The following is a 13,219-nucleotide window of genomic DNA, read 5'->3' as shown; positions in this document are numbered from 1 at the left end:
CGAGCGGAGGACCCGAAATGGACCATGCGAGCGGGGATCAGGGCGCGTTCGGCCAAGGCGCCGGCGCGGGCGACTGGGATGCCGATCTGAACGGCGACCGGCTGCGCGAGGAATGCGGCGTCTTCGGCGTGTTCAACCATCCGGACGCGGCGGCGATCGCGGCGATCGGCCTGCATGCGCTCCAGCATCGCGGCCAGGAAGCCGCCGGCATCGTCGCCTATGACGGCCGCCGCTTCCATTCCGAGCGCCGCCTCGGCCTCGTCGGCGACACCTTTTCCGACGCCCGGGTGATCGACCGACTGCCCGGCCAGGCCGCGGTCGGCCATGTGCGCTATTCCACCACCGGCGAAACCCTGCTGCGCAACGTCCAGCCGCTGTTCGCCGAACTCGATGCCGGCGGCTTCGCGATCGGCCACAACGGCAATCTCACCAACGGCCTGACGCTGCGCAAGCAATTGGTGCGCGACGGCGCGATCACCCAGTCGACCACCGATACCGAGGTGATCCTCCATCTCGTCGCCCGCTCGCGCAAAGCGCGCTTCGTCGACCGCTTCATCGACGCGCTGCGCTGCATCGAGGGGGCTTATTCGCTGGTGGCGCTCACCAACAAGAAGCTGATCGGCGCGCGCGATCCGCTCGGCATCCGGCCTTTGGTGCTCGGCCAGCTCGGCGACGCTTATATCCTCGCCTCCGAGACCTGCGCCCTCGACATTATCGGCGCGACCTATGTGCGCGACATCGAGAATGGCGAGGTGATCGTCATCGACGACGAGGGCGTGCAGTCGCACAAGCCCTTCCCGCCGATGCAGGCGCGGCCCTGCATCTTCGAATATATTTATTTCGCCCGGCCGGATTCCATCGTCGGCGGCCGTTCGGTCTATCAGGTCCGCAAGATGATGGGCCAGGTTCTGGCCGAGGAGAGCGCGGCGGAGGCCGACGTGGTCGTTCCGGTGCCGGATTCCGGGGTGCCGGCGGCGATCGGCTTCTCCCAGGTTTCGGGCATTCCCTACGAACTGGGCATCATCCGCAACCATTATGTCGGCCGCACCTTCATCCAGCCGACCCAGAATGTGCGCGACCAGGGCGTACGGATGAAGCACTCCGCCAATCGCTCGGTGGTGGCGGGAAAGCGCATCATCCTGGTCGATGACAGCCTGGTGCGCGGCACGACCTCGGTGAAGATCGTGCGCATGATGCGCGACGCCGGCGCGCGCGAGGTGCATTTCCGCATCGCCTCCCCGCCGATCACCCATCCGGATTATTACGGCATCGACACGCCGGACCGTGACAAGCTGCTCGCCGCCACCCACGATCTGGAGGGCATGCGCCGCTATATCGGCGCCGACAGCCTGGCGTTTCTCACCGTCGACGGCGTCTACCGCGCCATGGGCTGCGAGGCGCGCGATCCGGCGCGGCCGCAATTCACCGACCATTGCTTCACCGGCGATTATCCGACCGCCCTCACCGACAAAGCGGGCGCGGTCGCCTCGCAGCAGCTCTCGCTCCTCGCGGAAGCCAGCTGACGCCGCGCCGGCGGGCGGAGCGGCGGGCGCCGCTTCGCCGTGGCCGGCCGGCCTCGGCGCCGACCGCGCTCCAGCCCAACCGGAACCTGCCATGACCGAACGGCCGCTCGCCGACAGGATCGCCCTCGTCACCGGCGCCACGCGCGGGATCGGCGCCGCCACCACCCTCGCTCTGGCGCGTGCCGGTGCTCACGTGGTCGCGGTCGGCCGCACCGAGGGCGCCCTCGAAGAGGTGGACGACGCCGTCCGCGCGGCCGGCGGCAGCGCGACCCTGGTGCCGCTGGACGTCACCGATTACGACGCGATCGACCGGCTCGGCGCCGCGCTCTACCAGCGCTATGGCCGGCTCGACGTGTTCGTGGGCAATGCCGGCATTCTCGGCCCGGTCACCCCGCTCGGCCATGTCGACCCCAAGGATTTCGACCAGGCGGTCAGCGTCAACCTGACCGCCAATTACCGCTTCGTGCGCTCGCTCGACCCGCTCCTGCGGCTGTCCACCGCCGGGCGTGCGGTGTTCGTCACGTCCGGGGCGGCGCATAAAGCGCGGGCCTATTGGGGGCCCTATACGGTCACCAAGGCGGCGCTCGAGGCGCTCGGCCGGACCTGGGCCGCCGAGACGGTGACCGGAAACCTGAAGGTCAATCTGTTCAATCCCGGCCCGATCCGCACCCGCATGCGGGCAAAGGCGTTTCCGGGAGAGGACCCGATGGCGCTGGAGGTTCCCGAGGCTGCCGCCGGCGCGATCCTGAGCCTGTGCCTGCCGAGCTGCGCGACGACGGGGAAATATTACGACTTCCCGACCCGCACCCTGCTGGATTTCCACGGCCCCGCCTGACGCGGCCCCGGCTGACGCGGCCCCGGCTGACGCGGCGCCGTCCGGCACAGGCTTTGCTGCGGCGCGCGCTGGTCTTTTGCGCCGCAAAAAGCCGGTGTATATTGGATTCATGCCTGCTCCCTTGCGCGTCCTGTTCTCCGCCGGTCATTCGGGCGCGTGGCGCATCGACAGGATCTCGCCCGTTATCGGCGATGCCCTGCCGGGCGCGGCCCGGCTCGCGGTCCACACGGCGCCCGACATGCCCGCCGCCATGTCGGAAGGTGCGGCGCCGGCCTGGATCCTCGCCGGAACGACGAGCAATCTGCGCTACACCACCGGTGCCGAGGCGGATGCGCTGAAGGCGCGGCAAGAGGGGTTGGGGCGCGCCGCCGCGACGCGCGCGGCGCTGATCCCGATCCGCAAGACGCAGGCCTGGTGGGATCTCGCCCAGGACGAACGCCGCGCCATTTTCGAGGAGCGCTCGCGCCATATCGGCATCGGCCTCGATTATCTGCCCGCCGTCGCGCGACGGCTGCATCATGCGCGCGAACTCGGCGAGCCCTTCGACTTCCTGACCTGGTTCGAATACGCGCCCGAGCATGCCGGCGCGTTCGAAGACATGGTCGACAAGCTCCGCCGCACCGAGGAGTGGCGCTATGTCGAGCGCGAGGTGGATATCCGCCTCAGCGCCTGAGCCGATCGGGGCGGCGCGCGCCTCGTTCTGTCGCCCGGTTTGTCGCCGGCTTCCGAACGTATTAGACAGAGGGTCCGCGCCCCGGCGCCCGTCCCCCTTGCCGTCTTCCGGAGATTCCATGGCCGAGACCGTCACGATCAAGTTCGCCAAGCATGGCGCGGCTCCCAAGGGCGTGCTGATCGCGCTCGCGGACGACACGCTGGCCTTCGGCCGGGCGGCGCAGAAATTGCTGAAGCCGGTGTCGTCCGCAATCGCCCGCGCCATGGAGGCGGACCGCTTCAAGGGCAAGCTGGGCGCCGCCGTCGACATGCTGGCGCCGGAGCCGCTCGACGTCTCGCGCCTGGTGATCCTTGGCGTCGGCAAGTCCGCCGATCTCAAGGAGAGCGACCATCTGCGGCTCGGCGGGCTCGCGGCGGGGCGGATCCCGGCCGGCACCCGCGAGGCGACGCTGCTGCTCGATCCGCCCGGGCGGGCTTTGCCGGCCGAGGCGGCGGCCGAGATCGCCCTCGGCGCGCGGCTGCGCGCCTATCGGTTCGACCGCTACAAGACCCGCCGCAAGGAAGGCGAGACGGAGCCCGCGCCCCTCGTCCTGACGCTCCAGGTGGCGGATCCCGCCGCCGCCGGCCGCGCCTGGGTCGCCCGCGACGCGGTCGCGGACGGCGTCACTTTGGCCCGCGATCTCGTCAACGAGCCGCCGAACGTGCTCGACCCGCCGGAATTCGCCCGCCGCGCCGAGGCGCTGCGCGCGGTCGGCGTCGAGGTCGAGGTGTTCGGCGATGCGGACCTGGACCGCCTCGGCATGCGCGCGCTGCTCGGCGTCGGGCAGGGGTCGATCAAGGAAAGCCGCGTCGTCGTCATGTGCTGGAACGGCGCGGCGGCGGACAGTGCGCCGGTCGCCTTCATCGGCAAGGGCGTGACCTTCGACACCGGCGGCATCTCGATCAAGCCGGCCGCCGGCATGGAGGACATGAAGGGCGACATGGGCGGCGCCGCCTGCGTGACCGGACTGATGCATGCGCTGGCGGCGCGCAAGGCGAAGGTCAATGCGGTCGGCGTGATCGGCTGCGTCGAGAACATGCCGGACGGGGCGGCACAGCGGCCGGGTGACATCGTCACCTCGCTGTCGGGGCAGACGATCGAGATCATCAACACCGACGCCGAGGGCCGTCTCGTGCTCGCCGACGTGCTCTGGTACGTCAAGGAGCGCTTCAAGCCGCGCGCCATGGTCGACCTCGCCACCCTGACCGGGGCGATTTTGGTCGCGCTCGGCCAGGAATATGCCGGGCTGTTCTCGAATGACGACGAACTGGCCGGCCGGCTCTCCGCCGCCGGCGCCGCGACCGGCGAACGGGTGTGGCGCATGCCGCTCGGGCCGGAATACGACAAGATGATCGACAGCCGCTTCGCCGACATGAAGAATACCGGCGGGCGCCATGGCGGCTCGATCACCGCCGCGCAATTCCTCCAGCGCTTCGTCGACAAGACCCCCTGGGCGCATCTCGATGTTGCGGGCACCGCCATGTCGTCGCCGGGCACCGACATCAACAAGAGCTGGGGGTCGGGCTGGGGCGTGCGCCTCCTGGATCGCCTCGTGGCGGACCATTACGAGGGGTGAAGGCAGCGGCGCCGCCGTGGCGGCGTCCTGTACCAATCGCGAATTTCGAGCAGGCTCCGATCCTCGCGTTCAGCAGGATCGGATCAGGCGCCAGGGGGTCAGACGGCGGCGCCGCCTGGCCGAAACCGCTCTATTGCCGCTGCCCCACCAGCGTGTATTCCCCCGCGCGGATGCGGGCGGCGAGGCCCTCGACATAAGTGGCGCAGGGCTCCTCGCCATAGGTCGCCACCAGCGAGCGCAAGGCGGTGAACAGGGCCGCCTGCACCAGGCTGTCCTCGTCGAGACCGTCGCGGACGGCCTCGGTCCAGGCGTCGTCGAGATAGGACAAAGCGGCGTGGCGCTCGTCGGACGCGGCATCGGAGATGTCTCGGATGCGGGCGGCGAAGCCGGTGCTCGACACGATGCGCTTCTCCTGGCTGCGGCGCGGGCGGACAGCCCTAGGGCTATCCCTGACTGCCCTAAGGCTCGCCATGAGTAGCATGCCGGCACGCCGCGTCGCGCAAGTTCTGAACGAAGGGTTAATGCCGTAGGGTCAATTCCCGCCGTAACGCACCACGATCTCGTGGGCGAGCCGCGCGCCCTCCGCGATCTGGCGCTGAACGGCGAGCGCGGCGGCGGGCGTGCAGGTGCGGTAGACCTGGGCGTAGCTGGTATAGCCTTGATTGAACGCGGCGATCAGCTTGCCGCGGCGGGGGTCCGAGGGCTGCTCGGCATCAAGGAGCCCTTGCATTTCCTGCCGCCAGGTCTGGGTCTCGGGCGAGACGCCGCACAAAGGCCGCAGATAATGCAGCCCGCCGAGGAGTTCCGCGAGCTTCAGCAGGTCGGCCTCGTAGGGCGGCGTCGAACCCTCCACCGCCCGCGCCGGACCGGCGCCGGCACCGCAGACGAGCGCCGCGAGGACGAGCAGAACGGTGGCGCGGAGGCGGGTGGATCGCATGCCCCGTTCGTGCCGTGCCCGAACCCGCGGGTCAAGCGGTCCCGCGGCGTCTCACGCGCCGATGACCTTCCCCGCTTCCCAGCCGAGTATCGCCCGCTTGCGGGTGAGGCCCCAATGATAGCCGGTCAAGTCGCCGCTCTTGCCGAGGACGCGGTGGCAGGGCACGACAAAGGAGATCGGGTTCCGGCCCACGGCGGCGCCCACCGCGCGGGCGGCGCGCGGACTGCCGACATGGCCGGCGAGGGTGGAATAGGTCGTGGCGCGGCCGAGCGGGATGCGCAGCAGCGCCTCCCAGACCCGCACCTCGAAATCCGTGCCGATGAAGACGATGCGCAGCGGCTGGTCCTCGCGCCAGGCGTCGGCGTCGAAGATCCGGCGGACGAGGGGCTGCGTGGTGGCGGGGTCCTCGACATAGGTGGCATTGGGCCAGCGCCGTGTCATGTCGGCGAAGGCCGCTGTCTCCTCACCGGCATCGGCGAAGGCGAGACCGCACAGGCCGCGATGGCTCGACATGGCGAGCGCGGTGCCGAACGGCGAGGGGTGAAAGCCGAAGCGGATTTCCAGCCCCGCGCCGCCGGTTTTCCATTCGCCGGGCGACATCGCCTCATGGACCACGAACAGATCGTGCAGCCGACCCGGCCCGGAAAGCCCGAGTTCGAGGGCGGCATCGAGCACGTTCGGGCTCTCCGCGAGCACGCGGCGGGCGCGGTCGAGCGTGACCGCCTGGAGAAACGCCTTGGGAGTGAGGCCGCACCAGCGGCGGAACAGATCGGTCAAAGCCCGCGCGGTCACGCCGCTGGCCCGCGCGATGTCCTCGACCTCGGGCTGGTGCCGGACATGAGTCGTCACATAAGCCACGGCGCGGCGCACCACATCATAGTCGCAGGCGGCGATTTCCAGCGGTGTCGCGGGCGTCGTCAGGGGGCCGAGGGATTTCGGCACATCGAGGGTGAACGGCTCCTGGGCCAGCACGGCGGATCTCCCCGGTCTCATCGCGCATATCCCACCACACACGGACGGGCATGCCCACCCGATTTCACGGGCCCGGCCGGCGCGGCGATCAGGCCTTCGCGTCCCGCGCGGGAACCCCCGTGCGGGACGCCGCCGGTCTGGCGTCTGATCCGACCCGGCCGAAAGACCCGATCGGCAAATCACTCGCTTCGCATCGATCGAACGGGCTCTAGCGCGGGCGCGGCGCGTTGTTCTCGACGACCCGCTGATAGGCGACGAGATCGAGAAACGCCTCGGCCTCGATCACGGCGCCGTCCTTCATCCGGAAGATCCAGACGAACTGGTTGCGGTAGGGCGCCCCCGACGTCGTGGTGGCCGATCCGTCGAAGCGCACGATCACCGTGTCGCCGACGGCCCAGATGTCCTCGACGCGCGGCGTGATCGGGGTCGCGAGGCGGCTGACGAGGGGGGCGGAGGCGCGATCGATGAAATCTTTCACGCCGTGATAGGTGCCGGCCACCGGGCCGGATCCGTGGATCGTCCAGACCACGTCCGGGGACAGGATGGTGAAGACGTTTCCGCCGGCCGCCCAGTGCGCGAAGGCGTCGCGCACGACGGCCTCGTTCCGCGCCGTCACGGTCTCTACCGGTGCGCCGGACGAACCGGCGCGCGCCGGCGCAAGGGTCGCGACGAGGGCGAGCGCGAGCAGCAGGCCGCGGCCGGTGGTCGCCAATGTCTTGTCCTTGAAAGCAAACGTCATCGGATCTCTCCTTTTTCGGGTTGCGGACGTCATTTGGACGGCACCCTGGGCCGGCGGCGATCGAGGCGGGGTGCGGACGCTCCGGATCGCCGAGACCGCGTGCCGATCGCCGGGGGGCGAAGCCGCGGTCGTTCATTGCGTCGCGGCCGGATCAGTTCGGCGACGCCGTGGGGCGGATCGTGATTTCAGTGGTGTCGACGCTGTCCGGCGCCTCGATCAGGTGGCGCACGGCCCGCGCAATGTCGGCCGGCTGAAGCGCGACCGCGCGATAGGCCTCCATCGCCGCCTTGGTCTCCGGATGGGTGATGGTCGCGGCGAGTTCGCTCTCCACGACGCCCGGATTGACGCAGGTGACGCGGATCGCCCGGCTTTCCTGGCGCAGTCCGTCCGAGATCGCCCGGACCGCGAATTTGGTCGCGCAATAGATTGCGGCAGTCGGCACCACCGACAGGGCGCCGATGGAGCCGATATTGATGATCTGGCCGCTGCCGCGCGCCTCCATGGCGGGCAGCACCGCGCCGATGCCCCAGAGCACGCCCTTGATGTTGACGTCGACCATGCGCTCCCACTCGTCCAGTTTCCCGGCGGACAAGGGCGAGAGCGGCATGATGCCGGCATTGTTGATGAGGACGTCGATATGGCCCCAGGTGTCGAAGGCGGCCTGCGCGAAGGCGGCCATGGACCGGCGGTCGGTGACGTCCAAGGCGCGCCCTTCGGCGGTGCCGCCGGCCGCCGTGATGTCGCGGGCGATCGCCGCGACGCGGTCCAGCCGGCGGGCGCCGAGCAGGAGTTTCGCCCCGGCGGCGCCGAGTTCGCGGGCGAGGCCCGCGCCGATCCCGCTGGAGGCTCCGGTGATGAGAATGACTTTGTCCATCTTCGCTCCCGTGGTGGAGAGCAAAGGATGGGTGCGAATGGGTGTCGCGAGTAGCCGCCCAATCGACGACACCGTGTTCAGCACAGCTCGACAATGCAGGGCGAACGCCACGCCGGCGCGGCGCGACCGGTCGCCTCAATGTCGCGGGGGAGCGGGTGACTTCGGGCGGACCAGCGGGTTCGGGATCAGCTGTCGAACACCGTGCGCGTGACGCCGCGTTTCACTTTGCCGAGGGCATCGCCGAGATGATCGGCGAGTTCGGTCTTCTGCCACGGCCCGAGATGGATCCCGACCGGGGTCTGCGCGCTGCGCGAGACCAGGGACAGGTCGAGCGTGCCGAGTTCCTCGACGTCGCGCCGGGCGACGCGGGTGAAGAAGGGGTTCATCTCCACGTCGCGCGCCTTGCCGCGGGCGGAGACCTGGCGGACCTGGACCAAGCTGGGGGTGATGCGGATGAATTCCCGCGCGGCGGCGGCGCGGAAATTGGACCGCAACGCGAAATAGACCAGCGCCACATCGAGCCCGAAAAAGCCGAAGATCGGCCAGGCGCCCATCGAGACGAAGACCAGGCCGCAGGCGAAGCTCACGCCGCCGATCGCCAGCATGAAGATCACGAAGCCGCGCTGTGAGAGCGAGCGGTGCGGCGCCATGACGGTGGCGAAAACCGTGGGTTCGCCATCCTCGGGGAAGGGCAGGTCATTGGCCTTGATCATAACCCTCATTATACGGGGACGATGGCCAGAAAGACCACCCGTTCGGGCGTATCGCCGGTCGCACCCGCCGAACCGGAAGGCGTGCCGGGCGCCAGGCCGGCCACTGAGTCGGCCGCCAAGCCGCCCACCAAGCCGCGGGCGGTGCGCGCGGCGGCGCGGCTGAAGGCCGAGGCCGCGACCGCACAGGGGCCGGCCCGCCGCCGTGCGGTCGCCAATGCCGCCGCGGCGGTCCATGGGCGCACCGTCGCGATCTGGTCCGAGGCGGAGGTGGAGGAGGCGTTTTCGCGGTTTGCGCGGCGGGATCCTGAACCCGAGGGCGAGCTGGATTATACCGACGCCTTCACCCTTCTGGTGGCGGTGGTGCTGTCCGCCCAGGCGACCGATACCGGGGTGAACAAGGCGACGCGCGGCCTGTTCGCCGCCGCGCCGAACCCGGCGGCGATGCTGGCGCTCGGCGAAGACGGCGTCGCGGCTTATATCCGGACCCTCGGCCTCTATCGCGGCAAGGCGAAGAATGTCGTGGAGCTCTCGCGCCTGCTGCTGGAGCGGCACGGCGGGGCGGTGCCGCCCGACCGCGCGGCGCTCGAAGCGCTGCCCGGGGTCGGGCGAAAGACGGCGAACGTCGTGCTCAACATCGCGTTCGGCCTGCCGACGATCGCGGTTGACACCCATCTGTTCCGCGTCGCCAACCGCACCGGCCTCGCACCGGGGGCGACGCCGCTCGACGTCGAACTGGCGCTGGAGCGGCGGGTGCCGGACCGCTTCAAGCTGCACGCGCACCATTGGCTGATCCTACACGGCCGCTATGTCTGCAAGGCGCGCCTGCCGGACTGCCCGCGCTGTCCCATCCTCGATCTGTGCCGCTGGCCGGACAAGACGGTCTGACCCGCCTCAGGCGCCTTCGATAAGCCGGCTGCGCCGCCGGCCGGCGAGGCGCTTGTGAAGATGGACCATGAAGGCGGTGCCGTAGATCGGCGTCACCAGATTGAGCACGGGCACCATCAGCAGCGGGGCGATCAGCAGGCCGGCGAGAAACACCGTGACCGCATTGGCCTGCCGCAGGGCGCGCGCCTCCGCCGGCGAGCCATGGCGCATCGCGGCCAGCTCGAAATATTCCCGGCTGAGCAGATAGGCGTTGGCGATGAAGAAGATGACGATGTTCACCCCCGGCACGAGGAGCAGCATCAGGGCGCACAGATTGACCGCGAGTACGATCAGGAAGAAACGCACCGTATAGGCCAGCGATCGGGCGATCGGCTGCGGCGTGCCGGGAGGCATACCGGGATAGCTCGCCCGCTCCACCGCATCGGCGACGTCGTCCAGGAACAGGCCGGCGACCAAAGACGACACGGCGGGCACGAGATAGAGCGCACCGAGCACGATGCCGAGCCCCGCCACGATCGCGAGCGTGGTCTCCAGCCAGGGATAGGAGGGAATGTCCACCAGATGGTTCAGCGCCACATTGAGCCCGATCGCGAGCACGATCAGCAGACCGACGGCGAGCGCGATCGCCTTCAGCAGCACGCCGCGCAGGCGCGGCGAGAAAATCTGGGCGAAGGCGGTAAAGGCGTCGGACAGCATGCGGGGAGATCCGGGTGAGGCGGCAGGGCCGCTGCTCAAGTGGGGTGCCGCCCGCACCGCCTCAAGGGCAGGCGTCATTGCGGTGTCACCGGCCATGGCTTTCCTGATCGGGTACCACTTTGCCTCCGGGAGAGATCATGGACCGTCGCGCCTTCCTGTCCGGCCTTGCCGCTGCGCCTTTGGTCGTGTTGCCCGGTGCTTCGATGGCCGCCGGGTCCTCCGTCGTCCTGCCTGATCTCGTGCCGCTCAAGATCGCGCCCGACCTGCGCGCCCGGCTGCGCGGCCTGATGCGCGACCATGGCCGCGGCAGCCCCGGCTATGATTCCGCGCGGCGGCCTTACGCGGTGTTCGACTGGGACAACACCTCGATCATGAACGATTGCGAGGAGACGCTACTCCTCACCCTCCTCGACACCTTCGCCTTCCGGCTCGCGCCGGAGGATTTCGCCAAGGTGGTGCGGCTGTCGGTTCCCGAGGGGCCGCTCGCCGCGGCCTATACCACGATCCAGGGCACGCCGGTGGCGTTCGCGGACCTCGCCGCGGATCTCGATGCCGATTATGCCGCGCTCGCCGCCAGCTACGGCACGCCGGCCCCGGCCGAGCGCCATGCGGACCTCGCCAAGGACGAGCGCCTGCAGAGCCTGCGGGCCAAGCTGCTGTTCGCCTACAATGCCCTGGTGGACACGTTCGGCGACCAGTTCGGCGATGCCTGGGTGGTCGGTTTCCTTGCCGGCAATACGACCGAGCAGCTTCAGCGTCTCGCCGCCGGGAACAACGATGCGGGGCTGGGTCGCGCCATGGCGTGGATCGAGGTCGTCAGTCCCGCGGCTCGGCCCGGCCGCGCGGGCGTGGTCCGGCAGCGCCACCTGGACGGCCTGCGCCTGACGCCCGAAATCGCGGCGATTCAGTACGCCTTGCGGAGAGCGGGCATCGACGTGTTCGTGGTCAGCGCTTCGGCCGAAGAGGTGGTAAAGGTGTTCGCCTGCGATCCCCGGTACGGCTACGGCCTGCCGGAAGACCGCGTGTTCGGCATCCGGATGGCGCAGGTGGCCGGCCGCATGGACTGGCATCCGGCGCCGGACTGGCCGATCACCTGGGGCCCCGGAAAGGTCGAGGCGATCCGCAGGACCATGGTCGCCGAGCGCGGCTTCGGGCCGCTCCTCGTGTTCGGCGACAGCGACGGCGATGCCGACATGCTGAGCGCCTTCCCCGAGACCCGCCTCGGCGTGATCGTCAACCGGCTCAAGGGCGGCAAGATCGGGACCCTGAGCCGCATGGCGGTCGAGGAGGCCCGGCAGAAGGACCCCCGCTTCATGCTCCAGGGACGGAACGAGACGACCGGCGAATGGCGCCCGTCCGCCGCGACCTTGCCGTTCGGACAAACCGCCGAGCGGCTGGTCCGCGACTGAGAGCGGGGATCAGTCGACCACCCGCACCGGGAAGTCGAGGTGGTCCACCGCGGCGCCGGCGAAGCGCTTTGAAAACAGGGTCTTGATCTCGACGACCTTGCCGGTCGCGTCCGGCGTGTTGGGGTGGACGATCAGGACCAGCCGCTCGCCCGTGGCCCGGGCCGCCCGAAAGGTGCGCGCCTCCAGCACGGTGATTCCATCGGGAAAGCGCGGCAGAATCGTCTCGCTGACGAAGGTCGCCCATTGCTGGTCGCTCACCCCCGTCCCGTCCGGGCTTTCGAGGTCGAACCGCAACTGGCTCTGCACCATCACGCTGTCCGCCCAAAGCGTGGCCTGCCAGCCCGGGGCCGGCGCGGCGGTCTGGGCCGCGGCGCCGATGGCGGCGAGAGACAGGAAAACCGCGCTCCACAGAGATCGGGCCAGCATGCGTTCTTCCTCCGGCTTTGCGTCTATCTAGAGCGCGCGAAGGGGGAGGCAACAGGAATGTTGCGATCCAGATCCCCGCCGCCGCCCGATCTGGTGCCGGAGAGACGCCGGCGCGGCAGCGCGCCGCAGGGGCCGGCAACGCCGAGAGCGAACGCTCGCTCTTGACCCCTTTCCCCTCCGCCCCTAGATGAGAGCGAATGTTCATTCTCATTTCGGCTTTCCCTTATGGACCTTGAGGCCGCTTCCACGCCGCAGGCCGACCACCGCGCGGAACAGCGCCGGCGGATCCTGTCGGCGGCCGTTCTGTGCTTCTCGCGCGAGGGCTTTCACGGCACCTCGATGCAGCAGATCTGCACCGAGGCCGGGATGAGTCCGGGCGCGCTCTATCGCTATTTCCCCTCTAAGGAAGCCATCATCGGCGCCATCGTCGAGGGCGAGCGTGCCGAAAAGGGGCAGATGTTCGAAGAGCTCGAGCGCGCGCCGAGCCTGATCGACGCGCTGACTGAAAAGCTCGCCGAGATGCTGTCTCCCGAGGCCGATCCCTGCGCGAAGCTGGGGCCGGAGATCATGGCGGAGGCGATCCGCAATCCGCGGCTGCGCAGCGCGCTCGAACCGGTCGAGGAGGAGACGCGGGCGATGCTCCGCACCGCTCTGGTCCGGGCCGCCGGGCGCGGCGAGATCGATGCGCGGCTGGATCCGGACGACCTGGTGGTGCTGCTCCAGGTGATCGGCGACGGGCTGGTTCTGCATCATCTGCTGCATCCCGACTGGGATTTGACCGGCCGGCTGCCGGCTTTTTCCGCGCTGGTCCGCCGCATGGTGGCGCCGCGCGACATGGATCCCGACCGACCATGATACCCGCGCGGTCTGCCCGAAATCCGACGCAGGCTTTAGCTAGGCCTGCGCGCTCTTGCGCCGGGCG

The 13,219-nt window shown here is 69.5% G+C and carries 15 protein-coding genes; 7 read left to right on the top strand and 8 right to left on the bottom strand.

Annotated features, from left to right (window positions below; all coding sequences use genetic code 11):
* Positions 1-17 precede the first annotated feature (17 nt).
* The 4 genes from purF to EDC64_RS10580 all read left to right on the top strand — a co-directional run bounded on the left by purF (position 18) and on the right by EDC64_RS10580 (position 4,646).
* Entirely contained in the window at positions 18-1,523 is a 1,506-nt protein-coding gene (gene purF, locus EDC64_RS10595) for an amidophosphoribosyltransferase (protein WP_132031256.1), read from the top strand.
* A 91-nt stretch (positions 1,524-1,614) separates the two neighbouring features.
* Positions 1,615-2,358, top strand: a complete 744-nt coding sequence (locus EDC64_RS10590) for an SDR family NAD(P)-dependent oxidoreductase (protein ID WP_132031255.1) — start codon at positions 1,615-1,617, stop codon at positions 2,356-2,358.
* 109 nt (positions 2,359-2,467) lie between these two features.
* Positions 2,468-3,031 (top strand): chlorite dismutase family protein, encoded by a 564-nt coding sequence (locus tag EDC64_RS10585; RefSeq protein WP_132031254.1) that lies wholly within the window; start codon positions 2,468-2,470, stop codon positions 3,029-3,031.
* Positions 3,032-3,149: 118 nt separating this feature from the next.
* The gene (locus tag EDC64_RS10580; RefSeq protein ID WP_132031253.1) at positions 3,150-4,646 is read left to right on the top strand and encodes a leucyl aminopeptidase; all 1,497 of its coding nucleotides are present in this window, start codon (positions 3,150-3,152) and stop codon (positions 4,644-4,646) included.
* A gap of 130 nt (positions 4,647-4,776) precedes the next feature.
* On the opposite strand, the gene EDC64_RS10575 is transcribed toward EDC64_RS10580, so the two are convergent.
* The 6 genes from EDC64_RS10575 to EDC64_RS10550 all read right to left on the bottom strand — a co-directional run bounded on the left by EDC64_RS10575 (position 4,777) and on the right by EDC64_RS10550 (position 8,881).
* Positions 4,777-5,046, bottom strand: coding sequence for a hypothetical protein (locus EDC64_RS10575; protein WP_132031252.1), 270 nt, complete (start codon positions 5,044-5,046; stop codon positions 4,777-4,779).
* 132 nt (positions 5,047-5,178) lie between these two features.
* Entirely contained in the window at positions 5,179-5,583 is a 405-nt protein-coding gene (locus tag EDC64_RS10570) for a TIGR02301 family protein (RefSeq protein WP_132031251.1), read from the bottom strand.
* Positions 5,584-5,634: 51 nt separating this feature from the next.
* Positions 5,635-6,525: a bifunctional helix-turn-helix domain-containing protein/methylated-DNA--[protein]-cysteine S-methyltransferase gene (locus EDC64_RS10565; protein ID WP_245504653.1), complete on the bottom strand. Its 891-nt coding sequence runs from the start codon at positions 6,523-6,525 to the stop codon at positions 5,635-5,637.
* 238 nt (positions 6,526-6,763) lie between these two features.
* Positions 6,764-7,294: a nuclear transport factor 2 family protein gene (locus tag EDC64_RS10560; protein ID WP_132031249.1), complete on the bottom strand. Its 531-nt coding sequence runs from the start codon at positions 7,292-7,294 to the stop codon at positions 6,764-6,766.
* A gap of 151 nt (positions 7,295-7,445) precedes the next feature.
* Positions 7,446-8,168, bottom strand: a complete 723-nt coding sequence (locus EDC64_RS10555) for an SDR family oxidoreductase (protein ID WP_132031248.1) — start codon at positions 8,166-8,168, stop codon at positions 7,446-7,448.
* 185 nt (positions 8,169-8,353) lie between these two features.
* Complete coding sequence (locus EDC64_RS10550) at positions 8,354-8,881, bottom strand: DUF2244 domain-containing protein (RefSeq protein WP_245504644.1); 528 nt, start codon at positions 8,879-8,881, stop codon at positions 8,354-8,356.
* Between the two features lie 21 nt (positions 8,882-8,902).
* Between EDC64_RS10550 and nth the strand changes: the two genes are divergently transcribed.
* The gene (nth, locus tag EDC64_RS10545; protein ID WP_132031246.1) at positions 8,903-9,766 is read left to right on the top strand and encodes an endonuclease III; all 864 of its coding nucleotides are present in this window, start codon (positions 8,903-8,905) and stop codon (positions 9,764-9,766) included.
* Positions 9,767-9,772: 6 nt separating this feature from the next.
* Here nth and EDC64_RS10540 read toward each other — a convergent pair whose 3' ends face one another.
* Positions 9,773-10,462: a sulfate transporter family protein gene (locus EDC64_RS10540; protein WP_132031245.1), complete on the bottom strand. Its 690-nt coding sequence runs from the start codon at positions 10,460-10,462 to the stop codon at positions 9,773-9,775.
* Positions 10,463-10,599: 137 nt separating this feature from the next.
* On the opposite strand from EDC64_RS10540, the gene EDC64_RS10535 reads away from it, so the two are divergent.
* Positions 10,600-11,871, top strand: a complete 1,272-nt coding sequence (locus EDC64_RS10535) for a haloacid dehalogenase-like hydrolase (RefSeq protein WP_132031244.1) — start codon at positions 10,600-10,602, stop codon at positions 11,869-11,871.
* A 9-nt stretch (positions 11,872-11,880) separates the two neighbouring features.
* On the opposite strand, the gene EDC64_RS10530 is transcribed toward EDC64_RS10535, so the two are convergent.
* Positions 11,881-12,297, bottom strand: coding sequence for a DUF3574 domain-containing protein (locus EDC64_RS10530; RefSeq protein ID WP_132031243.1), 417 nt, complete (start codon positions 12,295-12,297; stop codon positions 11,881-11,883).
* A 225-nt stretch (positions 12,298-12,522) separates the two neighbouring features.
* Between EDC64_RS10530 and EDC64_RS10525 the strand changes: the two genes are divergently transcribed.
* A complete protein-coding gene (locus tag EDC64_RS10525) occupies positions 12,523-13,152 on the top strand; it encodes a TetR/AcrR family transcriptional regulator (protein WP_132031242.1) in 630 nt (209 codons plus the stop codon).
* Positions 13,153-13,219: the final 67 nt, after the last annotated feature.

The organism is Aquabacter spiritensis (assembly GCF_004346185.1).
Classification (GTDB): domain Bacteria; phylum Pseudomonadota; class Alphaproteobacteria; order Rhizobiales; family Xanthobacteraceae; genus Aquabacter; species Aquabacter spiritensis.
Note: the sequence above shows the minus strand (reverse complement) of the source record. Positions and strands in the feature narration are given on the sequence as shown.